Source organism: Microbulbifer sp. TYP-18, assembly GCF_040932045.1.
Lineage (GTDB): Bacteria > Pseudomonadota > Gammaproteobacteria > Pseudomonadales > Cellvibrionaceae > Microbulbifer.
Genome location: NZ_JBFRBC010000003.1, coordinates 228,577 through 254,410 on the forward strand (window position 1 = coordinate 228,577; position 25,834 = coordinate 254,410).

At 54.9% G+C, this 25,834-nt stretch carries 18 protein-coding genes; 10 read left to right on the plus strand and 8 right to left on the minus strand.

Annotation, left to right across the window (positions count from 1 at the left end; translation table 11 throughout):
- Positions 1 to 832 precede the first annotated feature (832 nt).
- On the plus strand, positions 833 to 3,031 hold the full coding sequence (locus ABVT36_RS05385) for a M3 family metallopeptidase (RefSeq protein WP_368455616.1): 2,199 nt from the start codon (positions 833 to 835) through the stop codon (positions 3,029 to 3,031).
- A 326-nt stretch (positions 3,032 to 3,357) separates the two neighbouring features.
- Here the strand turns inward: ABVT36_RS05385 and ABVT36_RS05390 are convergent, their stop codons facing one another.
- Positions 3,358 to 5,016 carry an amidohydrolase gene (locus tag ABVT36_RS05390; RefSeq protein ID WP_368455617.1) on the minus strand — a complete coding sequence of 553 codons (1,659 nt, stop codon included), beginning with the start codon at positions 5,014 to 5,016 and terminating at the stop codon, positions 3,358 to 3,360.
- Positions 5,017 to 5,214: 198 nt separating this feature from the next.
- Here ABVT36_RS05390 and ABVT36_RS05395 point away from each other — a divergent pair, with 198 nt between their 5' ends.
- Positions 5,215 to 5,424, plus strand: coding sequence for a DUF2905 domain-containing protein (locus ABVT36_RS05395; RefSeq protein ID WP_368455618.1), 210 nt, complete (start codon positions 5,215 to 5,217; stop codon positions 5,422 to 5,424).
- Between the two features lie 362 nt (positions 5,425 to 5,786).
- Complete coding sequence (greB, locus tag ABVT36_RS05400) at positions 5,787 to 6,263, plus strand: transcription elongation factor GreB (protein WP_368455620.1); 477 nt, start codon at positions 5,787 to 5,789, stop codon at positions 6,261 to 6,263.
- 18 nt (positions 6,264 to 6,281) lie between these two features.
- Here greB and ABVT36_RS05405 read toward each other — a convergent pair whose 3' ends face one another.
- Both ABVT36_RS05405 and ABVT36_RS05410 read right to left on the minus strand, forming a co-directional pair.
- On the minus strand, positions 6,282 to 7,127 hold the full coding sequence (locus ABVT36_RS05405; protein WP_368455621.1) for an alpha/beta hydrolase: 846 nt from the start codon (positions 7,125 to 7,127) through the stop codon (positions 6,282 to 6,284).
- Positions 7,128 to 7,237: 110 nt separating this feature from the next.
- Complete coding sequence (locus tag ABVT36_RS05410) at positions 7,238 to 9,403, minus strand: winged helix-turn-helix domain-containing protein (protein ID WP_368455622.1); 2,166 nt, start codon at positions 9,401 to 9,403, stop codon at positions 7,238 to 7,240.
- 394 nt (positions 9,404 to 9,797) lie between these two features.
- Between ABVT36_RS05410 and ABVT36_RS05415 the strand changes: the two genes are divergently transcribed.
- Positions 9,798 to 10,646 (plus strand): alpha/beta hydrolase, encoded by an 849-nt coding sequence (locus ABVT36_RS05415; RefSeq protein ID WP_368455623.1) that lies wholly within the window; start codon positions 9,798 to 9,800, stop codon positions 10,644 to 10,646.
- Positions 10,647 to 10,873: 227 nt separating this feature from the next.
- On the opposite strand, the gene ABVT36_RS05420 is transcribed toward ABVT36_RS05415, so the two are convergent.
- Complete coding sequence (locus ABVT36_RS05420; RefSeq protein WP_368455625.1) at positions 10,874 to 12,832, minus strand: prolyl oligopeptidase family serine peptidase; 1,959 nt, start codon at positions 12,830 to 12,832, stop codon at positions 10,874 to 10,876.
- A 464-nt stretch (positions 12,833 to 13,296) separates the two neighbouring features.
- Between ABVT36_RS05420 and ABVT36_RS05425 the strand changes: the two genes are divergently transcribed.
- Positions 13,297 to 14,151, plus strand: a complete 855-nt coding sequence (locus ABVT36_RS05425; RefSeq protein WP_368455626.1) for a 3-keto-5-aminohexanoate cleavage protein — start codon at positions 13,297 to 13,299, stop codon at positions 14,149 to 14,151.
- A gap of 278 nt (positions 14,152 to 14,429) precedes the next feature.
- Here the strand turns inward: ABVT36_RS05425 and ABVT36_RS05430 are convergent, their stop codons facing one another.
- The 4 genes from ABVT36_RS05430 to ABVT36_RS05445 form a co-directional block, all read right to left on the minus strand.
- A complete protein-coding gene (locus ABVT36_RS05430) occupies positions 14,430 to 16,451 on the minus strand; it encodes a biotin carboxylase N-terminal domain-containing protein (RefSeq protein WP_368455627.1) in 2,022 nt (673 codons plus the stop codon).
- Between the two features lie 191 nt (positions 16,452 to 16,642).
- Entirely contained in the window at positions 16,643 to 17,806 is a 1,164-nt protein-coding gene (locus ABVT36_RS05435; protein ID WP_368455628.1) for an acyl-CoA dehydrogenase family protein, read from the minus strand.
- A 27-nt stretch (positions 17,807 to 17,833) separates the two neighbouring features.
- Positions 17,834 to 19,441 carry an acyl-CoA carboxylase subunit beta gene (locus tag ABVT36_RS05440; protein WP_368455629.1) on the minus strand — a complete coding sequence of 536 codons (1,608 nt, stop codon included), beginning with the start codon at positions 19,439 to 19,441 and terminating at the stop codon, positions 17,834 to 17,836.
- Positions 19,441 to 20,334 carry an SDR family oxidoreductase gene (locus tag ABVT36_RS05445; protein ID WP_368455630.1) on the minus strand — a complete coding sequence of 298 codons (894 nt, stop codon included), beginning with the start codon at positions 20,332 to 20,334 and terminating at the stop codon, positions 19,441 to 19,443. Before ABVT36_RS05445 ends, ABVT36_RS05440 begins: the two co-directional genes overlap by 1 nt.
- A gap of 110 nt (positions 20,335 to 20,444) precedes the next feature.
- Between ABVT36_RS05445 and ABVT36_RS05450 the strand changes: the two genes are divergently transcribed.
- The 5 genes from ABVT36_RS05450 (at position 20,445) to ABVT36_RS05470 (ending at position 25,817) form a co-directional block, all read left to right on the plus strand.
- Positions 20,445 to 21,098 carry a TetR/AcrR family transcriptional regulator gene (locus tag ABVT36_RS05450; RefSeq protein ID WP_368455631.1) on the plus strand — a complete coding sequence of 218 codons (654 nt, stop codon included), beginning with the start codon at positions 20,445 to 20,447 and terminating at the stop codon, positions 21,096 to 21,098.
- 1,104 nt (positions 21,099 to 22,202) lie between these two features.
- Positions 22,203 to 23,156 (plus strand): chromate resistance protein ChrB domain-containing protein, encoded by a 954-nt coding sequence (locus tag ABVT36_RS05455; RefSeq protein ID WP_368455632.1) that lies wholly within the window; start codon positions 22,203 to 22,205, stop codon positions 23,154 to 23,156.
- On the plus strand, positions 23,144 to 23,830 hold the full coding sequence (locus tag ABVT36_RS05460) for a hypothetical protein (RefSeq protein ID WP_368455633.1): 687 nt from the start codon (positions 23,144 to 23,146) through the stop codon (positions 23,828 to 23,830). Before ABVT36_RS05455 ends, ABVT36_RS05460 begins: the two co-directional genes overlap by 13 nt.
- On the plus strand, positions 23,827 to 24,729 hold the full coding sequence (locus ABVT36_RS05465) for a TolB family protein (RefSeq protein WP_368455634.1): 903 nt from the start codon (positions 23,827 to 23,829) through the stop codon (positions 24,727 to 24,729). The genes ABVT36_RS05460 and ABVT36_RS05465 overlap by 4 nt, the downstream gene beginning before the upstream one ends.
- Positions 24,729 to 25,817 carry a FlgD immunoglobulin-like domain containing protein gene (locus tag ABVT36_RS05470; protein WP_368455635.1) on the plus strand — a complete coding sequence of 363 codons (1,089 nt, stop codon included), beginning with the start codon at positions 24,729 to 24,731 and terminating at the stop codon, positions 25,815 to 25,817. Before ABVT36_RS05465 ends, ABVT36_RS05470 begins: the two co-directional genes overlap by 1 nt.
- The last annotated feature ends 17 nt before the right edge of the window (positions 25,818 to 25,834 follow it).

Here is a 25,834-nt window from a genome sequence, read left to right on the forward strand (position 1 = left end):
AGCCTTTATTACATAGCCGATGAATTTATTAGCTGTTCAACCTTAATCATAGAATCAGGCTGCCCGAATCCGACCGCTGTATACCGCAATTGCTCATTAGCACGGCGCGGTGGGAGTGTCAAACCAATCGGGAGGTGAAAAATAGATGGGGTAAATGCTTTATGCGGCAAGAGGCGTTGCCAAAAACTACACCGCATCGAGAAGTGATCAGCCGGTACAGCTTGTGTGTTTGGCGAAAAAAAGCGGGTGATATTCGAGTCTTCGCACATGGTAGAAAAGGAGAGGGTCTCTGGCCACAGGGGGTTAAATAGTTAGCCGCTGGGGTACTAAAGCAGGGAGGGACTCAGGAAACCGGGGCTATGGTTTCGAATTGATGCCAGGGAAGGAAACTTAGCTGAGTCGGCTGTTAGATGTCTCTCGGCCGCTAACAAGTTAGCCATTTTTGGCTTGTGCCTCCCAACCAGGGCCGTGCAGGGCGCTGTTTAGCCTGGCAATTGGCGTCAACTCTAATGCGCTTTTGATTCATCTGCCGCCTTGCCTCCCCAGTTGTCACGTAATGGGTGACTGTTTTGGGATCGCAGTTCAGTGAGAAATGAAAAAGCAGGTTAAAAGAATACACTTAAAAAGCCGTTATCATCATAGCCTATGATTCAGTGTATATTCTTTGACCAGGTTGATCAGTTGAGTCGAAGAGTGGGGAATTCATCGCGTGGGCAACTCCAGCTGTCCCGCAACCCGGGGCCAATGCCTGCGGAATTGAGACAAAATTGAACAGTCCGGTTACACTCCGGCGGTTCAGAACGAGAAAACTATGAAAAAAAGGAGAGTACTGATGCGTCAACCATTGATCGCTTTATCCATAGCCGCCCTCGTGGCCACGGGGAGCGGTTTGACCAGCGCCGCCGAGCGAGCATCGGCGACCGGATCTGCTGTGGCCAAGACAGAAGCTGCGGCCTCCAACCCGCTGCTGGCGGAGTGGACAGGCCCCTATGGTGGCGTTCCCGCTTTCGACAAGATGCGTATCGCAGACCTGAAGCCGGCGATGGAATTCGCGATGGCGGAAAATCTGCGTGAACTGGACATCATCGCCAACAATGCGGAGCCGGCCACTTTTGCCAATACCATCGCCGCCATGGAGCGTAGTGGCGCAGAACTTGACCGGCTCTTCTCTTACTATGGAATCTGGTCTGCCAATAGATCCTCTCCCGAGTTCCGGGCAGTACAGGGCGAGCTGGCCCCGAAACTGGCGGACTTCCGATCCAAGATCATCCAAAACGACGCTTTATTTCAGCGGGTTAAGGCCATCTATGATGCGCGGGAAAAGTCGGACCTGGATGCCGAGCAGAAGCGGGTCGTGGAATTGCTCTACAACCAGTTTGCTAACAATGGCGCGACCCTGACCGGTGAGGCCAAGCAGCGCTATGCCGGAATCAACAAGCGCCTGGCGGGGCTACACACCAAATTTGCCAATAATGTGCTTGCGGATGAAGAGGGTTACGACCTCTTTTTGGACAAGGATCAGTTGGCCGGGCTGCCGGAGTCCTTTGTCGCCGCAGCGGCGGCTCTGGCGGAAGAAAAGGGCAAGAAAGGTAAATATGCCATTACCAATACCCGCTCCTCTATGGATCCCTTTCTGACCTATTCGGATAACCGCGAACTGCGCGAGCAGGTCTGGACCAATTACTATAGTCGCGGCGACAACGGCGACGAGCATGACAACAATGCCATTATCGCCGAGATCCTCAAGCTGCGTGACGAGCGCGTTGCCTTACTGGGCTTCGACAATTATGCCCAGTGGCGTTTGCAGGATCGCATGGCGAAAACACCGGAACGCGCAATAGAGTTGATGGAAGCCGTGTGGCCGGCGGCAGTCGCTCGTGTCAAGGAAGAGGTGGCGGACATGCAGGCGGTAGCCGACGCCGGGAAGGCCGGGATAACCATCGAGCCCTGGGACTATCGCTACTATGCGGAAAAGGTTCGCAAGGCCAAGTACGACCTGAATTCCGATGAAGTGAAACAATATTTACAGCTGGACAAGCTGCGCGAAGCCATGTTCTACGTGGCCGGGGAATTGTTTAATTTCGAATTCACGCCGGTCAAAGAGGGCGCTGTGCCGGTCTTTCACGAAGATGTGAAGGTCTGGGAAGTGACCGACAAGACCAGCGGTGAATATATCGGCCTATGGTATCTGGACCCGTTTGCGCGCTCCGGTAAGCGCTCCGGCGCCTGGGCGACCATGTACCGCGATCACTCCACTTTTGATGGTGAGAGCACTGTGCTGGCTTCCAACAACTCCAATTTCATCAAGGGTGCGCCGGGGGAGCCGGTACTGGTAAGTTGGGACGATGCCGAGACGTTTTTCCACGAGTTTGGCCATGCTTTGCATTTCCTCGCCTCCAATGTCACCTATCCGACGTTGAATAGTGGGGTGCGCGACTACACCGAATTCCAGTCCCAGTTGCTGGAGCGCTGGCTCTCCACCGACGCGGTAATCGACAACTATCTGGTGCACTATAAAACCGGACAACCAATCCCCGACGACCTGGTAGCCAAGATCAAAAAGGCCTCCAAGTTCAACCAGGGTTTCGCCACCACCGAGTACCTGGCTTCTGCACTGGTGGATATGAAGCTTCATACCACCGATCCCAAGGATATGGATCCGGACGCCTTTGAGCGCGAGACCTTGTCGGAACTGGGGATGCCTGAAGAGTTGGTTATGCGCCACCGGACCCCGCACTTTGGTCATATTTTTTCCGGTGAAGGCTATTCCGCAGGTTATTACGGCTACCTGTGGGCGGATGTGCTGACCTCCGATGCGGCGGAAGCTTTCGCTGAGTCCAAAGGAGGTTTTTACGATCAGGAGGTGGCGGACAGACTGGTCAAGTATCTGTTCGCGCCGCGCAATGCCTTGGATCCGGCTGTCGCCTACCGTGAGTTTCGCGGTCGCGATGCCAAAATCGAGGCTCTGATGCGCGATCGGGGTTTCCCCGTGCCCGACAAGAAGGCCTCCACCATCGCGGTGAAGGACTGATTCAGTCCACAGTGTCCGGGGCTTCGGCTCCGGATCTGTGCCGGCAGGTCGCTGTGTCGGAAAGGGAGGTTGAGGCCCGCCTATCCAAGTTGGGAAAAAATTGCAGAGGTTTTTCGACAGGCTGCTGGTCAATAGCCGGGATAACAAAAAGCCGCAATTTATTGCGGCTTTTTTATTGTCAACGGAGCAGTGGTGCAATCGCGTTTTTGCTGCGCGTTGCTATTGTGCCGCCAACCCAAATTATGACCCTGTATCGATTGGGTTGTCGCCCCTGCAAACCGGCTCAATTACATGGGATCACCTGATTTTGAAAGCCCGCCGGCAACTCAATCAATTGTCGGGTCAATATATACGCGCTCACCCTCTACCCAGGTTTCCAACACATTGGTGCGCCAGATTTCCTGTGGGTCGATAGTGAAAATATCCCGGTCCAACAGGATAAAATCAGCGAATTTGCCCGCTTCCAGGCTGCCGATAACTTTTTCCTGGTGGCTGGCATAGGCCGCATCCAGAGTGAAAGCGCGCAGAGCCTGGGGCAGTGTCATGGCTTCCTCGATGCGCCAGCCCCGCAGTGGCTGCCCCTGGCGGTCGCGGCGGGTAACGGCGGCGTGCAAGCCAAACAGCGGGTTTGCCGGCTCCACCGGAAAATCAGAACCGCCGGCGATCGGGGTACCCTGTTGAATAAATTTCTGCCAGGCATAGGCGCCCTCCAGCCGTTCCTGGCCGAGCCGCGCGGCGGCCATGTTCTTGTCACTGGTGGCATGGGTCGGCTGCATCGACGCGATCAGGTCCATCTGGGTAAAGCGGGGAATATCCTCGGTCTGCAGAACCTGGGCGTGCTCTACCCTGTGTCGAAACGGCTTCTGGTCGCTGTCCCGGTGCAGTGTTTGCAGGTGATTCAGTACTATGTGATTTGCGCGGTCTCCAATCGCGTGTACATTGACCTGAAAGCCGCGGTCTGTGGCCAGTTTAAGCAGCTCGAGTATTTTGCTTTGCGGATACAGCAGCAGGCCGGTTTCGCCGGGCCTGTCGTGGTAGGGTTCCAGCAGCGCGGCACCGCGGCTCCCTAGCGCCCCGTCGGCGGACAGCTTGATACTGCGCACAAACAGGCGCTCCTCCGGCTCGCCGATTACGCCGGCCTCAAGCAATTGGGCAAACCGGCTGTCGCTGGCGGCGATCATGGGGTAGGCCCTGAGTGGGATTTCGTCCGCAGCGGCCAGTTGCCGGTAGGCGGTCAGTGTCTGTCTATCGACCCCGGCATCGTGGATACCGGTAAGCCCCAGCGACAGGGCCTTGTCAAATGCGACCCTGAGCGAAGTTTTGTCGTCCTCAAGGCTCGGCGCGGGGATAGCCCTCTCGAGTAGGGACATGGCATTGTCGATCAGGACTCCGCTGGGAGAACCGTCCTTATTGAAAATGATTTCTCCGCCGTCGGGTGACTTGGTATCTCGACCTATTCCCGCCAGCTTCAGGGCTGCCGAATTTGCCCAGCCGGCGTGGCCGTCGATGCGGCGCAACCAGATGGGGTTGTCCACTTCCAGTTTGTCCAACTGGACACGGGTCGGAAACTCTTTGCCCGGCCAGAGAACCTGGTTCCAGCCCCGGCCCAACAGCCATTGCCCCGGCTCGAGTTTTTGCGCAAATGCCTCCACCGCCTTCAGGGTTTCGGGAAGGCTCAGGTCGCGCAGCTGCAGCTGTTGTTGCAGGCGTCCCAGTTCCCGCACATGGCCATGGGCGTCGATCAGGCCGGGTAGCAGTGTCTTGCCGCCGGCATCCACCGTTTCGGCGTCCGGGTACTGACGGGACAGGGCTTTGTGGTCGCCTACTGCCAGAACCTTGCCCTCTTCAAAGGTCAGGGCGTTAAAGGTCTCGAGGCCCTCTTCGGTTATCTGGTAGCCATTGAAATTATGTATTAAGGTGGCCGCCTGAAGGGCCCAGGAAGGGACCGCGAGTGCAATAAGCGCCAGGGTGCGGAGAAGGTGCATAATTGTTAGCCTTTTATTGAACCTATGCCGGAATTGTCCATGGTAGCAGCCGGTTTTCATGGCGGGCAAGCGGTACCCTGACTATTGCAGGCCCGCTACGGCGCTTACTGTATGGTCATGGTGGTGAGAAAACCCTTGGCTGGGTTGTGAAGGGCGAATGCGGATCAAAAGTGGATCAAAAATGGGTCAGGGGGCCTAATGCTATCGAAATGGCTGTTGATCGTCGGTTGCATATTTATTGTGCTGGGATTGCTGTTACATTTTTTCCCGGGCGCACTGAACTGGTTTGGCCGCCTTCCCGGTGATATTCGTATCGAGTCGGAGCGCACGCGGGTGTATTTTCCCATTGTATCCATGATCGTCCTGAGTATCCTGCTCAGCCTGCTGATCGGTTTTTTTCGCCGCTAGCAGCCTGTTGAAAAAATATTTTGTAACAGTTTGTTGTCACGAACGGAGATATTCGAGCCATAAATCAAGGGAGCAATTGCCTGATTTGTGCGTAGGATTTTCGGACATGCACAACAAGCCCGGGTTGAGGAAGGCCAGGAAAGGCTTTGCCAACAGACCGCTGGTGGCTTGCCAATTCGCGGGCCTGGCCAAGTATAGGCCTCTCCTGGCGGGCCGCGGGCGAGTGGGGTCTCTTTGCGCAGAGGCCGGCTGGATCCGGAATATAATATGATATTTATCAATGTTGCCCGCAAATCGTCGAAATTACGTTTTTCGCATACCCGCGGTGGATTGGGTGTCTTAGTCCTCATAGGTAGCTGACAGTGAAAACAAACTTTATGACCAGGGCGGGGTATGATGCCCTGAAGCAGGAGCTGGATAGCTTATGGCGACAAGAGCGGCCGGAAGTGACCCGCAAGGTGACCTGGGCGGCATCGTTGGGGGATCGCAGTGAAAATGCGGACTACCAGTATAATAAGAAGCGGCTGCGCGAGATTGATCGACGGGTGCGTTATCTCAGAAAACGTATCGAACAGGCGAAGATAGTCGACTACTCGGCGGAGCAGGAAGGGCGGATTTTTTTTGGGGCCTGGGTGGAGATTGAAAATGACGCCGGGGATAGAAAGCGTTTTCGTATCGTCGGTGTGGACGAGATTTACGCACGTAAGGACTATATTTCCATTGACTCTCCCATGGCCAAAGCTCTCTTGGGTAAGAGTCTGGATGATGATTGCTCGGTAAAGACACCAAGCGGATATGTTTACTGGTTTGTTACCAATATCGAATATGAAAGGCCATAATTCGGGGAATTTCTTTAGCTAAATTTTATAAAGCCAGTAAAGTCCATGAATCGCGGTAGTCGGAAAATCTGTTTCATGAGTTGCATCGTCAATTACAAATAGTTTTAATTTAAGATCTAAATATTCTCTTTTCTTTAACGTATCATAAAATTTCTTAGTATCCTTAACCATATCATGCTTCCATCCGCTACCTTGATACTTCGGCATCTCTAAACTTCCAATCGACACAAATACATTGGCCCGCAAATTATCATTTTCCTGGGAATAACTTTCTTCCAGATCAAAAATCACTCTGTCGTCATACCATAGCGACGGACTCCCCAGGATGTAGTTCTTAAACATCCCTCCGTCTTTGAAAAGAATATAGGCTCCAAGTAAACCACCAAAAGAATTTCCCACATAGGTTCTTCTCGATGAATCTGCACGAAACCTGGTTTCCACCTCTTTGAATATCACATCCCGAATAAATTTTATATAGTCCTCAGCCCCACCCGTAGGGTCTTCCCAGTTAGCCTTTACGGTAGGCGTATAATCCCGCTGCCTACTTAACGCTGCAGGAGTCTCTTTATCCCAGGAGATACCGACAATAATCGCTTCTTCCATCGTATTCACGGTCATCGGATATCTGGTCGCGCCAGAAACAATCTGAAAAGTATACATGGCATCGGTAAGATAAATTACTGGATACTTTTTATTCGAGCTCTCATAGCTCTTAGAGAGCTTAATGAAGAGTTCATAGTCTCTATCCTGGATGGCATCCGTAATAGGTATGGTAGTTGACCGGGGAATCTCAAATGGTTCGTTGGACTTTACATGACCAAGTACAGGTAGGAAAAATACCAGCAAAATAAATCGAAAATACATTTTAATTTCTATTAAATTTTCAACCTTTCCAAAAGATATAGTTTTTACACGTTGAAAATTTCCAAGCTAGGCCACCCTTACTACCCAACATAACTAGATATGGCAGCAATTTATTTGCGCAAAAAAAGTTCCACCACTTCTTTTTTTGCTGCCACAACATAGGTGATAAGCAGGTTTTCCTGATTAATATCCGTTAGATAATCAACGTCTTTATGCATGTCTCTGATCAGATTGAATTCGTCAGTATCGAGGTTGTATGACCATAGCTGATTGTTGCGATTAATACCATAAATTATATTGCTTTCGACGACAAATCTTTTTTCGCTACCTTGACCGAGTAATTTATCGATAAGCTGGTCTTCAACGGGACCGGGCTTCCAGAACCGGTTCATATGGTCCATATAAATTAGTCGTTCACCCTGGTCTTTTTGGGCCCAGTAAACCCGCTTTTCATTAACGGTTGTAAATTTTAAATGATTTAGATCAGCTTCAGAAAAAATGGTGATTCCGTTGATATTCATGGACAGTAAGGCGGTATTTTCTTCGCTGTTCCATTGAAATAGCCAGTTAACAGGATGCGTTAGTAAAAAACTATTGGTTCTGCCATCCAGAAAAACCTGGATGAGCTGCTTGTTGGCATTTATCAGGAGGCTTTGGCCATCCACAGCCCAATCCATTCCATTAATATTGGTGTCTATAGGAAACTGAGTGATTTGTCTCAAATCTTGGCCGTCAGCTATCCATACCTGATCCTCTCCAGAACGCCTGGAGCTAAATGCGACCAGGCTTCCATTGGGTTGGAAGACACCATTGTCCTCGCCCAAAATTGACCGGGTGGTGCTTGGATAGAGTTTGCGGACGTCAACTTCAGCCGGTGTATTGGTTGATTCTGGTTCATGCAGAGGAATCGATGCGATATCACTGTCATATCGACCCTTAATGGCAACTGCCCTTTGCCCGCTCTGGTGGAAAGTTGGTGAGCTGATCGCTTGATCCAGAGGCAAATCAATCTTACTGATATTGCCGTTATAGGATAGAGAGAAGAGCCGGCGACCTGTGCTGAAGATTAGCTGATCCTCTAAAGGGGAAAAATTAGGGTAAACTTCCGTATTTTCTGCTATTTCGTTTGGGTATTCTATCGGGTTACTGGATAGAATTTTTCCATTAGTATCAAGCAGATCCAGGTGAAGCCGACCATCTTGGTGCTTGCTGGTTATCGCGATCAGGCCTTTGCGGATCGAATAGTCGAAATCGACTAAACTTCCATCTTCCAGGTCATAGAGGACCTGGCTCTTATTATCCCTGGTAGAATAATTGATTAACTGCCAGCGGTTGGTCAGTTTTTGTAAAATGGCGAGGTTACTGTTATTTAGCCATACCGGTTTTTTGATTCTGGAATTTTCACAGCGCATTATAGTCTCTGGTTGCTGAGGACCTTCTAGAGCCTTCTGAAAATCCAAACTAACCAGGTCATAACATATATTTTGGGTTAGTGGTTTGGTGCAATCCTCCATTGCGATAAAAACGAGTGTTTTTCCGTCGGGCGATAGCGAATGGCCGTCGTAAGTTCCCCAGCTTCTGGTCAACTCAAATTCTTCCTGGGTATATATATCCCTGGCCCAGAGTTTATTGACGCAGAGTTTATTCAAATAGCGATGAAAGAGAATATACTGGCCGTTGGGGGAGTAGGCAGCATCAAATTCCTTATGGTCGGTCGCAGTTATCGGCTGCAGCCTGTCGAAGAAAAGCTGTGGGCTCTCTCCGGAAAGACTGAGTTTAAAAACGATAACACCTGAAATTAGCAGTCCCACAGTAGCAATGACTAAAATCCTGCTGTTTTTGCGAAGCTTGACTCGATAATCCGGGTTGTTAGTTTTTTCATTGACTTTAGGGGTGGTAGAGGGAGCAGAAGAAGTGCTCAATTCGCGCGGTGTTACTGTACCTTTGAGGTGAGTACTATTTGTCCAGGTAACATCGCACTCCAGGCTATAGCCCTGTTTGGCATGAGTCTTGATATAGGACTTTAGCTTTCGATCCTCGCCCAGTGCTTTTCTGAGTTGCGCGATACTCCTTTGCAGCGTATTTGGTGTGACTATTGTATCGGGCCAGATCTCGGCTAGCAGCTCGTCCTGGCTCACAACTTTTTGCTGGTGTTTTGCCAGGTAGGTTAAAACGGCGAGCGCTTTTGGAGGGATGGTTTGGGATTGTTTGTTTTGGGTAATTTGATTCCTGGATAAATCGATGAAAAAGTCACCCACCCAATATTGTATGGTCATCGATCTACTGTCCTGGACAAAATTTGAGCTGAATGTGAGATAAAAAATAAGGCCGATGCTAGCATAAATTTTGATCACGGTTAACGCTGATCCGGACTCAATAAAGTGTCCTGGCTTTGTGATCAGCCGCTTATTTGAGGTGAATCAACCAATATGCTTTCTGCGATGCTGGGTACCTTCGCCGGGTTGGCGTAATTTGTTCAACAAGTGTTCATATTTCCTGATAACTTATTGATAAATAAGCATTATTACTCTGGTAACCAAATAAGTTGCTGGGTTGATATCTGGTATCAGCAAAACATCATCCAAAAGTCAGCTGGACGTCAGGTATCTAAGAGCCAGTTTATTTACAGTGAGGGTCCCCCAGGTCATATGTAACCACATGGATATAGGTATGAATAAACACTTGCTGGCAGCCATTTTCTTTTTTCTGCCCCTCGCGGCTCTCAAGGCCAGTGAACCCAGACCTCTGGAGTTACCCAAAATCCAGGTAGTACCAATTCAGGATTCCAGCACCGGTAGGGAATATGAGCTGTTGATTAAGTTGCCCGAGGAATATGCCAAGAGTGGCGCTAAAAAACACCCAGTTATTTATTTTACCGATGCCATCTGGGCTGTGGAAATACTTTCTGCAACCGTAGAATACACAATTCAGGATGCTATTTTAGTGGGTATTGGCTGGCAAAAGAATCGGGTTGACTGGCAAAAGAACCTGGCCGGGGCTGAAAAGGAGTGGTGGAGCAGATTCCGGGACCTGAGACCGGCATCAGATCAGGTTAGTCACGAGAATAAAGGCGAGGCTCATCAGTTTCTCGCATTTTTAAACAATGATGTCATCAAATATGTCGAAGGCAGTTACCGGGCGAATCAGGATAACCGTACCTATTTTGGCTATTCCCTCGGAGGTGCTTTTGGAGTCTATACATTGCTTAACCAGCCGGATATTTTTCAGAATTATATTATCGGTAGTCCGAGTGGCCTGGCTTCCTATATGGGTTCCCTGTCGGAAGCCGGGTCTCAGAAACCCATAAGTAGCCTGCCAAAGCAAACCAATGTCTTTATTTCATATGGTGCCCTGGAGCATAAGTTGGGCGACAATGTAGAGAAATTTGTCGGTCAGCTAAGGAACCGTAAACCGGCTAATTTATCTTTACAGTCGGTGGTCATTGAGTCGGCTGACCATAATACGGCTTTCCCAAAAACCTCGGTTCGCAGTATTGATTGGCTGGCAGGCCGGCTCTAACTCTAGTCGGTGTTGTATCAGGTGATAGTGTAGAGCTCATTTTTATGGGATCAAGCGCTCGATTGGGAATAAGTGTCCGTTTTAAAATCAATATCCTCAGCGCTAAAACCCCGGTTCAGTAGCTGTGATTGAACAGCTTTGCATACGCTCTGGTTCGGTTGACCCGGCTCAACGCAGTCAATGAGGTTACCCTGACACTTGCACTGGACAGGGTAGTGGCGCTCCCGTTACCCATCCAGATTCCTGATAGTAATGCCTGGGCCGGGTTCGGCCAGGGGAAATCCGAATACACGGCTGTAAAATTCCAGCTCACCCTCCAGGGCCATCTTGATGCTGTCACCACTGCGAAACCCGTGGCTTTCGTCGGCAAAAGTAATGTAAGACACCGGGATTTCCTGTTGCTCCAGCGCCTGCACCATGGTCTCGGCCTGACCTGGGGGCACCACTTTGTCCTGCAGCCCCTGGAAAAAGATTACCGGGCAGTTGAGCTGCTGCACATGATTGACCGGTGACCGATCCCGGTAAATCTGCTCTGCGTTTGGCCAGGGGCCTACGAGTTTGTCGAGATATCTGGATTCGAATTTGTGGGTGTCACGGGCCAGGGTGGTGAGATCGCCAATTCCGTAGTGACTGGCGCCGGCCTGAAAGACGTTGTGAAAGGTGAGCGCCGCCAATACCGTGTAGCCGCCGGCGCTGCCCCCCTTGATCAGCAGACGGTTCGGATCTGCCAGTCCCTGGGCCGCCAGGAATTTGGCGCCGGAGCAGACTTCCTCCACATCGAGGATACCCCACTGGCCCTCGAGGCGTTCTCGATACTCGCGCCCGAAGCCGGTACTGCCCGAATAGTTGACGTCGAGCACGGCGAAGCCCCGGCTGGTCCAATACTGCACCTTGAGATTCAGGCCCGCGGAAGTCGCTGCGGTGGGGCCACCGTGACTGAAAACGATCAGTGGCGGCTTTTCTCCCGTTGGTGCCTCGAAGGCTAGGTTAAGGGGCGCATAATAGAAAGCGTGTACCGATCGTTCCCCGACAACAAATTCAATCGATTGGGCGGGGGACAACACGTGGCTTTCCAGCTCAAGACTGCTGCTGCTGGCGATTTGCTCGAAGCGATCACTGTGGCTGTCGTAACTGATGATGGCGGGAAAGCGGTCTGCCGCACTGGCAATCATCACCGCCTCGTTTCCTTCGCAGCGGAGGCTTTCGAGATCACAGTAAGGCTGTTTGATCACCTGGTGATTGCCGCTGGTGAGATCAATTTTCCCCAGGTGCCAGCGCCCGTTCTCGCTAAAGGTGCACAGAATCTCATCGGAGGTGGTGAAGCTGTATGTGGACATGCCAAACACCCACTGTGGCGTAGCAAAATCCGCATGGCGCCGCCATAGCGGTGATGGGTCGCCGACCCGGTAGAGATTCCACCAATTGTTGCGGTCGGATACATAGAAGAGTTCCCCCCGCGGTGACCACTGGGGTTGAAAGACCGATTCCCCGGCTCCCCCGGCAACCACTCTAGGATCGCTCGCCAGGCCCCCGGAATCCATCGAGGCCAGACACAGTTCGGTGGCGTCCCAGGGCATGTCGGGGTGATGCCAGCGCAGAAAGCTCAGTTGCCGGCCTTGGGGGCAGAGGGTGGGGTTGGAGTAAAAATCCGCACCTTCTGCGAGGACCCTTTGCTCCGTCCCGGAACTCTGGTTGAGACCGATGGAAATGATGCGCGCCACCGCTTCCTGGCCGAGGTCACAGGGTGAATAGTCCTCCTGTACACAAAGCAGCCGCTGTCGCTTGCGATCCAGAAAGAGGTCGGCGTAGCGGAAGGGACCTTCAGGAGTGATGGGTTCCGGCACCCGGGTATCGAGATCCATTTGGTAGATGCGCTGGTCCGCGGCGAGAACAAAGTAAACGCGGTTCTGCCACACCAGGTAGCTGGCGCCCCCATATTCGTGTGCTTTGGAGCGGACGCTGAGTGGGGCAGGGGTGATGTCGGTGCGGCCACTGGCCGCACAGTACTGGACCAATACTGAACGCCCCTGTTCTGCCGGGCGGGATTCGAGCCAGTAATAGCGGCCTGCAACCAGGCTCGCCTCGCTTAATCTGACGCTGTTTTTAACCAGCATGTCCGCCTCTATGGTGGATTTCCAGCTGCCGTAGGGCGCCTGAACTGCCTTGGTTGCAGGGGGCTTGCTCACCGGTGGTCTTCCTCGTTCGGCTTCCTTCTGTGGGGTGCGCTATTTTGAAGGCCCGGTTGCGGGCATACAAGGGAACCTCTAATTAATTAGGCGCCCTACGGGGCTTAACGCCGGGTCCGTCCGTTGCGTTGCAGCTGCTTGAAAGGTAACCAGCGTTCCTGCGCGACTGTGCCATACCGGCGCACTCGACGCTAAGCCTGAGATTGCATCGAATTAATCCGGGGTTCCCAAGAGTCCTTTTGGTTGCGTTGACGATATGCTAGCCTCATCAACCAAGCAGTTGCTTGGTGCCTGGCCATAGGTTGCCTCGCCAATATTTTTGCTGCAGGTTATTCCCGGTTGCCTGCCCGGCGGGGGAAACCGGGGTGTGTTGGCTGTCCACTGGGGAATGGTGGTATCGGGGATAGCTCTGGAGCGACTTGGCAAAGCTGTCGCCGAATCAGAATAAATTAGGAGATGTCACAATGTCGGATGAGGTTGTTATCACTTGTGCCCTGACCGGGGTGCTCACCAACCCCAGCCAGCACCCGGTTCCGGTGACCGCGACGGAAATGGCGGCGTCCGCCAGGGAGGCTTACGATGCTGGCGCCTCTGTGATGCATATACATTTTCGCGCACAGGAGCCGGGGCGAGGGCACCTTCCCAGTTGGGATCCGGAAGTGGCAACGGAGATTGCCGGGGCGGTGCGTGCAGCCTGCCCCGGCGTCATTCTGAATTTCACTACCGGTACTATTGGCCGCGATCAAAGTGGCCCTCTCGCTTGTATACGGGCGGGGTGCCCGGAAATTGCCGCCTGCAACGCGGGCAGCCTGAATTACCTGAAAGTGCGCTCCGGAGGCACCTGGGCCTGGCCACCGATGTTGTTTGAAAACCCGGTGGACAAGATCGAGGAGCTGCTGCAGGTCTGCCGGGAAACCGGAGCCCGGCCGGAGTTCGAGTGCTTCGATACGGGTATTGTGCGCTCGGTCTCAATGTTTGCGGAAGTGGGCCTGGTCGAACAGCCGAACTACAACCTGGTGATGGGGGTCGCCTCCGGGATGCCGGCGGATACCGGGATGCTGGCGTTGCTGCCCAAATATATGCGGCCCGGAGCTTTGTGGCAGAGCACTGTTATCGGTCGCGGCGAAATCTGGCCGGTACACCGCAAGACCGCTGAGCTGGGGGGGCATCTGCGCTCCGGCGTTGAGGATACTTTTTATTTGCCGGGGGGCGAGAGGGCCAGCGGCAACGGTCAGCTGATCGAGGCGCTGGTGCAGCTAGCCGAGGACTGTGGGCGCAAAGTGGTGTCACCGCAACGGGCGCGGGAGATTTTTCTGTGATCCCGGGGCCGTAATTCCTCTGGCAGCTTGTTGAAAAAAGGCATCCTGCCTGTTTCAAAACACGAAAAGCGAAAAATGTGATTTTCACTTTTCTCCTAAAATCAACGATTTATGCGTCGCTGATTTTGCCGGAACATCCATATTCCGGTAGCAGGCGTCGAAATTCTTCGAATTTCAACAGCCTGCTAGGGCGGTGGCAATCAAAAGTTTGTGCACAGGAAAAAGCGGGGCAGGCTGGGTGCCTACGGCGCCCTGCAAAGTCGTTCCGCTTTCGTTTTTCAATGTGCACTGTCGGTGGTGGCTGCCTCCGGTTTTATCCGCGCCAGCAGCTGTCCACCGCGAACCTGTTCGCCGGCCCTGACCTGCAGCTGGCTGATTGCGCCGTCGCAACCGGCTGTCAGCGGGTGCTCCATTTTCATGGTCTCCATCACCGCAATTATTTCACCGCGCTTGACCGGCTGGTTGGCCTGAACCCGGACTTCGACGATCATGCCGTCCATTGGTGCTGTCAGGCTGTCGCTGTCCGGCCCACCCGTGGAGGCGGCTGCTGAGTGGGTCCGGTCGAGGAAATTCCACTGCGCGCCCTCCCAGGCGATCGCAAGCTTGTCATTTTCCAGGTGCCCGGAGAAACAATAGCGCACAGCATCGATTTCCAGTTGCCAGTCATTCGCCCGTAAATCCAGGGGCCGGATTACAAAGGCCTCATTCCGGGATTCCACCCGGTAGCCATCCTCTGAACACGACAGGAAAATCGGCAGCTGTTCCGCACCGCGCTGCAGCTGATAGAGCGTTGAAGCCGGGTCCCCGCCACTGCGCCAGTTTGCGCGTCCGCTCCTGACGTCTTGAGGCGGCAGTCGTCGCTGGTGAAAAACCACCGCCGCCACTGGTGGCAGCAGGGCCGGCATTTGAGGCTGCTTTGGAGTGTCCGCCACAGCCTCGATAAAGTCCGTGGCCGCGTGGCCGGCGATAAAACCGGGGTCCGCCAGCAGTTGTATCAGATAGGGTCCATTGGTGGTGGGCCCCAGGTATTCCAGTTGTTGCAGGGATACCAGGAGCCGCCGCCGGGCCTGGTCGCGGTCTCTGCCAAAGGCGATCAGCTTGCCCAGCATGGGATCATAGAATGGCGTAACCTTGTCGCCGGCGCTGATACCGTGATCGCACCGCAGACCCGGGCCCTCTGGTTCACTCCAGCGGTAAACAGTCCCCGTCTGGGGCAGGAAGCCGTTGTATGGGTCTTCGGCGTAGAGCCTGGCCTCGATAGCGTGGCCATTAAAGGTGACTCCCTCCTGCCGGAGGGGCAGCGACTCGCCCCGGGCTATGGCGAGCTGCCAGGCGACCAGGTCCAGACCGGTGACCATTTCGGTAACCGGGTGCTCCACCTGCAGCCTGGTGTTCATTTCCAGAAAGAAAAAATCACCCTTTGCATCCAGTAAGAACTCCACCGTGCCCGCACCCACATAGGCGCAGGCGTGTGCCAGGCGCACAGCGGCAGCGCCCATGCGTTCGCGCAACTGATGGTCGACGGCGGGAGAGGGGGATTCCTCGATGATTTTTTGGTGGCGGCGCTGTACCGAACAGTCCCGTTCACCCAGGTGGATCACATTGCCCTGGCGATCGGCAAAAATCTGGATTTCGATATGGCGGGCACTGACAACAGCTTTTTCCACAATGACTTCGTCGCTGCCAAAGGCGCTCAGGGCTTCGCTGCGGGCGGAGCGCAACTGCTCCCGCAGGCTTGCGCGGTCCCTGACCAGGCGCATACCCCGCCCGCCGCCGCCATCCGCGGCCTTGATCATCAGCGGCAGGCCTATGGCCGTGACGGCCTTTTCCACTTCGGTATCGGAGAGGGCTGCGTCATCACTGTCGGCGACAAAGCCGGGGATGCAGGGCACGCCGGCGGTGGCGGCGAAATTTTTTGCCCGCCGCTTGTTGCCCATAAGTTCGATCACCTCCGCCGACGGCCCCACGAAGACCAGTCCCCGATCGGTACAGGCGCGCGCGAAGTCTGCATTTTCCGACAGAAAACCGTAGCCCGGGTGAATAAGGCTGGCACCAACCTTTTCTGCCGCAGTAATGACCTTGTCGATGCACAGGTAGGACTCCTGCGGGGTAATGCCACCAATGGCCACCGCTATGTCCGCTGTGCGCACATGGGGTGCATTGCGGTCCGCGTCGCTGAAAATGGCGGCCACCCTGTAGCCCTCCGCGCGCGCCGTGCGCATTATGCGCAAGGCAATCTCCCCGCGATTGGCAATCAGCAGGGTTGGAGGGGTCGGCTCGTCAGCGGCTGTGTGTGTCATCAGGTTTGTTTGTCACTCTGTGAATTGCTTTGAATAGCATTGTGGGTTTTGCCCTGTGTCCCGCTTTGCGGTTCTCGCTGCACTGAATTAATCGGGAAGCGCCTTAACCGGCTGCCGAAAAAACGGGTAAATGGCCTGCGCTCCCGCGCCGGCAACTCAGCTGGTAGCGGATCACCTGTTGGATTGCCCGGTTACGCATTGCCGCGCCGGCCGGGCAAAATGCCCATCAATTTGCAAATGATTCCCAGCATGACCTCATCCGCGCCACCACCGATGGATGTCAGGCGGCTGTCGCGGTAGGAGCGGTTGATCGGGGTTTCCTCCATATAGCCCATGCCCCCCCAAAACTGCAGGCACTGGTCGGGAACAGTGCGGCTCAGGCGCCCGGCCTTTAACTTGGCCATGGACGCGAGTGTGGTGACATCCTCTCCGCCTACATAGGCCTCTACGGCCCGCCAGGTGAGGGCACGCAGGCACTCCACTTCCATTTGCATTTCCGCCAGGGAAAAGTGCACTGTCTGGTTGTCCAGCAGGGGCGCGCCGAAAGCCTGGCGGTCGCGCACATAATCGATTGTCGTGCGGACACAGTTTTCCAGCCCCTTGATTGACAGTGCCGCGCCCGCCAGCCGCTCTTCCTGAAACTGCAGCATCTGCAGTGAAAATCCTGCACCCTCGTCGCCGATACGATAGCGTTGCGGAATGCGTACATCATCGAAATATACCGGCGCCGTGCCGGAGGAGCGCATGCCCATCTTGTGCAGTGACTCACCGATGCGCACGCCGGGGCTTTGCGCGGGAATCAGCAGCAGTGATTTGTTGCGGTGGGGCTTGCCCTCCCCGGTGGTCACCAGTGTGCAGAAGAAATCGGCACTGGGCGCATTGGTGATCCACATCTTGCTGCCATTGACGATGTAGTCCTCGCCACTGGCCACTGCCGTGGTCTTTACGCCCGCCACATCCGAGCCGGCTCCCGATTCCGAAACTGCAATGGCGGCCACCATCTCACCATTAATTGCCGGAGTGAGAAATTCCCGCTTGAGTTCGTCCCCGGCAAACCTGGCCAGGGCCGGCGTGGCCATGGAGGTCTGTACGGCGATCGACAGTGGTACCCCGCCGCAGTGGGCGGCACCCAGCTCCTCGAGAAAAATCGCCTCATAGCTGAAATCCAGGCCGAGGCCGCCGTAGGGCTCCGGCTTACTGATGCCAAGCAACCCCAAACGACCCAACTGGCGGAAAATTTCGTGTACCGGAAAGGCCGCAGCTTTTTCCCACTCCGGGACCTGGGGATTTATCTCTTCCCGCACAAATTTGCGGACTGTGCGCTGTAGCTCGCGGTGTTCATCGCTGAGTAGCATGGCCTCGTCTCCTGTGTGTGCCTTACCTTAAAAGCGCGCCACGCCAAAGGTGGTTTTATGCGGGTGTGCCTTTTCTGCCGCGCGGCAGATCTGCAGTAGCAGCCCGAGCAGTTTGCGGGTATCCCGCGGATCGATGATCCCGTCGTCCCAAAGCCGCGCGCTGCAGGCGAGGGCGCTGGAGTTTCCCTGCATAAATGCCGCTGTATCGGTTTCCAGCTTATCGAGAGCGTCGTCGTCCAGCTGCCCCGAGCGGCGCATCTTCTGCTCCGTGACTATGCGCATTACCCTGCCGGCCTGAGCGGCACCCATTACCGCAGTGCGTGAGTTGGGCCAGGCGAAAATAAACCGGGGGTCGAAACCGCGGCCGCACATGGCGTAGTTGCCCGCGCCGTAGGAACCACCGACAACGATACTGAATTTGGGCACGCTGGCATTGGCGACTGCCTGGATCATCTTGGCGCCATGTTTGATGATGCCGCGCTGCTCTACATGGGTCCCCACCATAAAGCCTGTGGTGTTGTGCAGGAAAAGCAGGGGGGTGCCACTCTGTTGGCACAACTGGATAAACTGCGCCGCCTTGTTGGCCCCCTCGGGGGTGATTGGCCCGTTATTGCCGAGGATGCCGATAGGGGCGCCCTCGATCCGGGCGTGACCACACACTGTCTGGCGATCAAAATCCGGTTTGAAATCCAGTAGGGCCGAATCGTCTGCGATACGGGCAATTATCTCCCGCACGTCGTAGGGTGTTTTTGCGTCTGCGGGCACAACACCCAGCAGTTCCTCGATTGGATAGCGGGGTTCACACCAGTTGTGCTCGAATGGCTCCGCTCCCGGCCTGGGCAGTGTGGCAACAATTTCCCGCGCTACGCGGATAGCATCTGCATCATCTTCCGCCAGATAGTCGCCACTTCCCGCCTGGTGACAGTGCATCTCCGCCCCACCCAGGCTTTCCTCCTCGGCGATCTCTCCAGTGGCGGCTTTGAGCAGGGGCGGGCCAGCCAGGTACATCCCGGACTGCCCTCGGATCATCACTACATAGTCGGACAGCCCCGGTTGATAGGCACCGCCGGCGGTGGCGCTGCCGTGCACCACTGTGATCTGGGGAATGCCGGCCGCGGAAAGCCGGGCCTGATTGGCAAAACCACGTCCCCCCGGGGCGAAGGTTTCCGTCGCATAGAGCAGGTTGGCGCCGCCGCTTTGGGCCAGGGTTACCGTTGGCAGGTGGTTTTCCAGCGCTATCTGCTGCATACGCAGCGCCTTTTCCATGCCCGCCGGAGAGATGGTTCCACCCTTGACCGCATAATTGTCCACCCGCACCATGCAGCGCTGGCCGCTTATGACCCCAATACCACAAATAGCCCCCCCTCCGGCACCGGTGCCATCGCTGTCGTCGTACAGCCTGTGGCCCGCCAGGGCGCAGAGTTCCACAAATGGTGCCCCGGGATCCAGCAGCCGGTTGAGGCGCTCGCGGGGCAAAAGCCAGCCGCGCTGGTGGTAGCGCTCGGCTTTGGCCTGCTCGGCCGCGAGAGGTAACTGCTCGGCGTCGCGGAATCGGGCAATCGCCTCCAGCATGGCTGCGCGGTTGTTTCCGAATGTGCAATCGTCGGTGTTGAGCTGGGAATTGATTGGTTGCATCAGAGCTTGCCTTCCGCCTCCAGTTCCCGCACCACTTCCGGCTTGCGGCTTCGATGAAATCCGTTGAAGGCCTGTTTGTCACGGGGGGCGGTTGAGCGCCACATGGGTGAGCGGTGGTTGAGGCCTGCGCCTCCATCTATGCGAAGGGTCTGGCCGGTGATGTAGAGAGCCGCGTCGGAGAGCAGGAAGCAGACACTGCCACTGACTTCCGCCTCCTCCCCGAGGCGGTACATGGGGATGCGTTGGCGAAAACCCGGCAGCAATTCGCGCAGCAAGGCGGGATCATAGGTGTCGAAACCGCTGGAGAGAATATAACCCGGCGCCACCGCATTGACGCGCACAGAGTGGGGCGCCCATTCAACTGCCGCGCTCTGAGTCAGGTTTTCCATGCCGGCCCTGGCGGCGCCGGAGTGTCCCATCATCGGCATCCCGCCCACATTGTCGGCAGAAATATTAACTATGCTGCCGCCGTGCGTCTTCATATATTGCGCGAATACCTCGCGCGCCATCAGAAATCCACCCACCAGATTGTTGCGCACCACCGCTTCGAAGCCGTTTTTGCTAATGTGTTCCAGCAATGCCGGGAACTGCCCCCCGGCATTGTTCACCAGTCCGTGAATGGCCTCTTGATGGTCCAGAATCCGGGCCACTGTCTCCTTCACCCTGTCCTCATCGCGAATATCGAGGCTGAAAGGGCTGCAGCTTCCCCCGTCCGCACGGATCTCGGCAGCCACGCTTTCGAGCTTGTCGAGGCTGCGCCCCAGCAGAACCACCTGTGCGCCGAGGCTGGCCAGTTCATGGGCTATGCAGCGGCCGATACCGCTGCCGGCACCGGTTACGACGATGGTTTTGCCGTTGAAGGTGTCGGCGCGCAATACACTTTGGTAACCCATGCTGTTGTTTCCTTGACGAATCGCTATTGCATCTGAGGTGTTGGATACGCAGAATAACCTAAAGCTACCAAGCAAGTGCTTGGTAAGCAACAGCTTTAATGGGAGTTTGGATGGTTGTTCAATCAAAGGGGCGGGTAGCGGCTCGGCGACCGGCTGGTGCCGGCTCACAGACACTGATCAGCGCACTGGTGGCTGCGGGTGAATTGATCGACCCGGACTCACCGCGGGGCAGGCTGCTGAACGCCGCGGCGCGGCTGTTCGACCAGAAAGGGTATGCGCGCACGACCGTAAGGGATATAGCTGCCGAAGTGGGCATATTGTCCGGCAGCATCTTTCACCACTTCGGCAATAAAGAGGAAATACTCAGTTGCGTGATGCAACAGGTGACTGTGTATGCCCGCGCCCGAATGGCTCAGGCTGTAGAAGCCGCGGCGTCTCCCAGGGAGCGCTTGCGGGCCTGTATCCTGAGTGAACTGGAGGCAATCCACGGTTTGGCGGTGCCGGGGTTTTCCATTCTCGTGCTGGAATGGCGCAGCCTGTCCAGCCAGAACCAGAAAAAAGTCCTGCGCCTGCGTGAAGACTATGAGCGTATCTGGCATGGAGCCATCGCCGCGGCAAAAGGTCCCCAAAGCGACGCCGCCTTGATAAGGCGGCTGTTGCAGGGCGCGCTGATGCATACCTATAACTGGTTCAAACCCTCCGCAAAGGGAATGTCACTGCAACAACTGGCCGACGAAGTGTTGAACGTTTTTTCTCCCCAATAGGCGCCACTCTTCGTTGCTCGTCGCTCATTTGGAACAACCAGACCCCGCCCCTCTTGCCTCGATTGGCAACTTTTCTGTCACAACAGGCCCAATTCCGTTAGTGTGAACAGGTCCTAGCCCCTCTGGCGTATAAAGCTCCTTTTGATTCGACGACCAAATGCGTTATGGAGTGAGAATGAGGGCTTGTCACAATCCGGTAAAAATAGCCTTGTCAACCCATAGCTGACATCATGACTCAGTCATCCCCTATCAAATTCCTGGTGCCTGTTAATCCGGCAGGTAAAACAGATCTGGCCTGTCAGACTCGTTTAGCAGGCTGCCGGCGAAGCTTGCCAGGCGGCCCGCTGCCCTCAACAGGAGGGTTTGGGCCGCGAATCCAGCGATTAACTGCTTGGATTGTTGCGCGCTGTTGTGTACACACGCCGCAAACTTTTGCCTGGAAAACCTTGAAGTGATTTTTCAGCTGGGAAGCTATGGTACTTATCGAAGGCAATGCCAAAGTGAGGCACACTTGCTAAAAAGCGGCATAGACAGTGCTCATCCTGCGCACGGGATTGTGGAACCACTTGAGAATTCCAATGAAATTAGGGCTAAAGTAGATTTCTGTGCCAGATTGGTAATAGGACTGTTTAAATGGAAATATCCTCTATAGTATGATCAAAAACCTGAGTTGTTTTAAGAGTCTGGAAAGCATGGAAGTTCTCGAAAAAAGACTGTCCCTATGGAAATAATGGAACGATAAATTTCCGAATAAATTTAGTTTATTGGACTGCATTTGTAGAAAAATTCCGGTCTGTTCTAGTTGAGTTTAGGAAGCCTGATTTTTTCCTGGAGCATAGGAAAAAACTAGAAGTTGCGCATCCATGTTGAACTGATAATCAACAAGTGTGGCGGTAAATAAGTAAAAAAATTTTAACAGACAGGATTTTCCCAGGTTTGGTTCTCTACCCACAGAGCGGAGGGGAAGGAAAAATTGCATAATCGCTCCATGGAAGATTTTCTATCTCCAGCTCTAACGGCATATTTAAATGCGAAATTACAAAAAGAGCTAACCGACAGGGTGAATCTTCGGTGCGTATTTTTTCCTCTCTTTGGTTAACAGCTGTGCTGGCAGCTTGCGGCATCGCCTATGCCGTTATTGCAGCCACCTTGCCCCGGGCGCAGCTATTCGTTACATGGGATAGCCTGGAGCCGGACAAGTGGGCTTCCATCTGGCTCATCAAACAGCATATCGATCCCGATGCGGTGGTGGAGGTGCGGGCTACCGGAGATCCTGTTTCCGATGGTATTCCTTTTGGTGTTCCAGAGGCGGTCTACAAACGCACCGGCAGCCGCTCGGCCTTTGAGAGTCTCCTGCTCGGTTTTGCGCAAACCGACCCGACACTGCAAGCCATGGGCCGTATTATTACTACTATAGAAACCACTGCATGGAATGCGCCCAGTGATCCCCTGGTGCATGTGGTCGAGCGGAATTTTCGCCAGTTGCAGGACCGTTACGGTCGCGCCTATGTTCCCATAAGCTGCTATGCCCACTTTTTTGACGTCTTATACGCTCAACTGGCTATGGCAGCCCCCCCGGACATACTCGGTCAATCGCTGAGTTTAGCGGTGGATAATCAATCCTGTGCACAGGCGCCCACCATGGCTGAGCGCACAGGGGCCCTGCGGGTAAAGGAAATGGCAATCGAAAACCTGCTGACGGAGATTGCCCTGAACAAATCCGTCGTATTTGTCGATACGCGCGAGCCTGCGGAATTTCAGCGGTCGCATATTCCAGGTGCTATCAATATTCCCATGCGCAGCCTGAATGAAAAAGTCTACCGGCAATTGAGGCAGGCCGACCTGGTGATCAGTTATTGCGTCAAGGACTTTCGAGGCTATGAGGTTGCGCGGCAGATGCTGGACAATGGCCTGAACAATGTTGCCGTGATGAAACCGCACGGCCTTTCCGGTTGGCAGTCTTCCGGGCTGCCGATAACCTCGCTGGACTTGCCGGAAAAGGCCGCACTGGAAAAACTCATGCATTGCGCAAAAGGGCAGCAGGAATGCCTGAAGTAGCCCTCGCAAAATCGGAGCTTGTACTGGCGCCCGACCGCTTGTGGCGCTCGGCACGCCCTTTCTGGGTAGCGGTCTTTGTCCTGCCCCTGTGCCTTTGGCATATCACCTCCGACGTCTATGTCTATTTTCGCTACGGCGCCCCCAGTGGTCAGGTCTGGTATGTGTTTTCCAAATTATTCGGGCTTTATGGCGCTCTCCTGCTGTGGTATCAGGTCGTTTCCACGCTGCTGAAGAAAACTCGCTATGCGTGTGTGCTGCCTCGCTGGACACTGCTGCGTCACCGCTACCTGGGCGGTATGACGCTATTGTTTGTCGCGGGGCATGTGGCATTTTTTGTTACTGCCGTATCCCTGCGCAAAGGGGTGTTCGCGGGGAGTCTGTTGCTGCCGGATTTCCGGGACTTTTATCACAGCGCTATCACTTTGGGATTGGTGGCAAAACTACTGCTGCTGGTGGCGGTGCTGGCCGCGATGGGGCGGAAGTACATTCCGGGGGTTTGGAAGGGAGTGCATCGGGGAATGCTTATCGTTGTGGCGTTGGGGCTAGTACATGGCTTCCTTATCGGCACTGAAACCCGCTACGGCCTTTATGAAATATTCTATTGCGCACTCATGGCCGCTATAGGAGTGGCATTGTGGCTGCGCTGGCGTGAAGCCGAGGAGAGCCGCCTATGAACACCCCGCTGCAATTTTCGCTGATGCTGCTTCTGTGTTTGTTGTACCCGGCGGCACAAGCTGCCGCGGGCAAATGTGATCAGTGGCCTCGGGGGTTGGTTTTTGTTGGCCTGACCGATGACGGCTGGCAGACCTATGTCGTGACCAAAGCCGGCCACGCACCAGCCAACATGCATCTCGACACTGAAGCGAGAACACCAATATATACATCCGCGCCGGAGTCCCTGATCTATATCGACGATGCCGGGCGCGTCAACCAGCTGTCCCTGCAACCGCGCAAGGGCAGGGTATTGCTGGCTCCGTCCAGCGATGCCAGCTACGCCCAGCCGGAATTCGATCCGCAGAACAACGCCCTGTACCTGGTGCAGCTCAAGGCCGGCAAGAGTGTCGATACGGATATATTGCGCCTGGACCTGGCCACTGAAACCGCCAAACCCGTGGTGCTACAGCGCTCGGCGCAGTTTGAACCGAAAACCGCCCGGGACTGGCTCTACTATAGCAACGTCCACTGCGTCGTCGGCTGTGGCAAGATCATCCAGGAAATCTGGCGCTACCATACAGTTAGCGGCATCGCGGAGCAGGTCACACTGCTAAATACCATCAGCCGGCAGCCGGTTGTAGACCCGCAAAACGACTGGTTGTATTTCAGCAGCAACGCCGCCGGTAACTACCATATCTACCGCCAGTCGCTGACCGGGCAGGACAGCGGGCGGGTCGAGCAGCTCACCCAAGGCGCCGTCACCGATATGTCGCCCGCCATACACCAAAATCGCCTCTATTTTATCCGCCACAATGCCACCGGCAGCCAGTTGATGTGCCGGGATAATGACAGTGGCGAATTGCTTGCCCTGGCGCTGCCGGGCGGCGTGGGGGACATTCGAGACCTGGAGATCAACTGATGCCCAATCACCTGATTGTTTTCGCCTTGCTGCTGGGCATATCCATGCCCTTGTACGCCTCCGTCAGTATCGAGCAGTATGGTGCACAGGAGTTCAACCCCTCGCTTGGGCAGACGTTTGATATTCCCGTCCGCATAGACGAGCCCGGTAGCATACAGGTGGATATCTTTACCCCGGACGGCGATTTGGTGCGCAGCCTGCCCGGCGGCAGACAGACCGGGGCCGGCGTCTATCCCGTTACCTGGGATGGCCGTGACCAGGCCGGCACACCTGTGCCCGACGAAGCCTATATTCCCGTGGTCAGGCTGGTGACAGGGCGCGATGGGGAAGCTGCCAGCTATGACCCCCGCACGATCAGTGGTGGTGAGGAAGTCATACTTCCGGTCACCACCAACGCCCGCCAGCAGCTGATTTTTCAGTTGGATAAGCCCTCGCGGATTTTAGCACGGGCAGGCGTTAAGTCGGGCCCCATGATGAAATCCATCCTCAACTGGCAGGTGCGCGGCAGGGGTCGCAACATGGCCTTGTGGAATGGCAGCGACCAGGATGGCCTGGTGAATCTGTATGACAACGACAGACTGGCGCTGCTGGTCACTGGGTTTGAATTGCCCCTGCATTCCATTATCGCCGTCGGCAACGAAAACCTTGAGTATCTGGCCTGGCGTACCGCCAGGCAGTGGCCGGTCGGCATCCCGGACTTGAGCGAGGCTCAGTTTGAGCGCGATGGACGCCGTATATCCCGCCATTATTACTTGCCGCGCTCGGTGGAAATAGATCCCCGTATCACCCTCGAAATTATCGACCAACTGCCGGTTGGCGAAGACGGAATTCCCATTGTATCCGGGCCCATCGCACTGCGGGTAGATATGCACAAGGAAGATCGCTGGGCGATGCAGCAGAGTTTATACGAAGTGGCATTTTTTATTGATTATGAGTTCCTGTCCGAGGAGGAACAGGGCTATATGCCCCTCACCTGGCGCTGGAACCCGGTGGCCCTGAAGCCGGGTATTCATATGGTAACGGTGAATGTGTCCGGCTTTAACGGCCAGGTGGGTGTCAAAAGTCTGCAGATAGCAATACCCAAATAATATTCCGAGCCTGTGGT

Excerpts from the sequence above, each read along its gene's own strand:
- ABVT36_RS05385 (WP_368455616.1), top strand. The coding sequence starts at position 833 with ATGCGTCAACCATTGATCGCTTTATCCATAGCCGCCCTCGTGGCCACG.
- ABVT36_RS05390 (WP_368455617.1), bottom strand. The coding sequence starts at position 5,016 with ATGCACCTTCTCCGCACCCTGGCGCTTATTGCACTCGCGGTCCCTTCC.
- ABVT36_RS05395 (WP_368455618.1), top strand. The coding sequence starts at position 5,215 with ATGCTATCGAAATGGCTGTTGATCGTCGGTTGCATATTTATTGTGCTG.
- ABVT36_RS05405 (WP_368455621.1), bottom strand. The coding sequence starts at position 7,127 with ATGTATTTTCGATTTATTTTGCTGGTATTTTTCCTACCTGTACTTGGT.
- ABVT36_RS05410 (WP_368455622.1), bottom strand. The coding sequence starts at position 9,403 with ATGACCATACAATATTGGGTGGGTGACTTTTTCATCGATTTATCCAGG.
- ABVT36_RS05415 (WP_368455623.1), top strand. The coding sequence starts at position 9,798 with ATGAATAAACACTTGCTGGCAGCCATTTTCTTTTTTCTGCCCCTCGCG.
- ABVT36_RS05425 (WP_368455626.1), top strand. The coding sequence starts at position 13,297 with ATGTCGGATGAGGTTGTTATCACTTGTGCCCTGACCGGGGTGCTCACC.
- ABVT36_RS05430 (WP_368455627.1), bottom strand. The coding sequence starts at position 16,451 with ATGACACACACAGCCGCTGACGAGCCGACCCCTCCAACCCTGCTGATT.
- ABVT36_RS05435 (WP_368455628.1), bottom strand. The coding sequence starts at position 17,806 with ATGCTACTCAGCGATGAACACCGCGAGCTACAGCGCACAGTCCGCAAA.
- ABVT36_RS05440 (WP_368455629.1), bottom strand. The coding sequence starts at position 19,441 with ATGCAACCAATCAATTCCCAGCTCAACACCGACGATTGCACATTCGGA.
- ABVT36_RS05445 (WP_368455630.1), bottom strand. The coding sequence starts at position 20,334 with ATGGGTTACCAAAGTGTATTGCGCGCCGACACCTTCAACGGCAAAACC.
- ABVT36_RS05450 (WP_368455631.1), top strand. The coding sequence starts at position 20,445 with ATGGTTGTTCAATCAAAGGGGCGGGTAGCGGCTCGGCGACCGGCTGGT.
- ABVT36_RS05460 (WP_368455633.1), top strand. The coding sequence starts at position 23,144 with ATGCCTGAAGTAGCCCTCGCAAAATCGGAGCTTGTACTGGCGCCCGAC.
- ABVT36_RS05465 (WP_368455634.1), top strand. The coding sequence starts at position 23,827 with ATGAACACCCCGCTGCAATTTTCGCTGATGCTGCTTCTGTGTTTGTTG.
- ABVT36_RS05470 (WP_368455635.1), top strand. The coding sequence starts at position 24,729 with ATGCCCAATCACCTGATTGTTTTCGCCTTGCTGCTGGGCATATCCATG.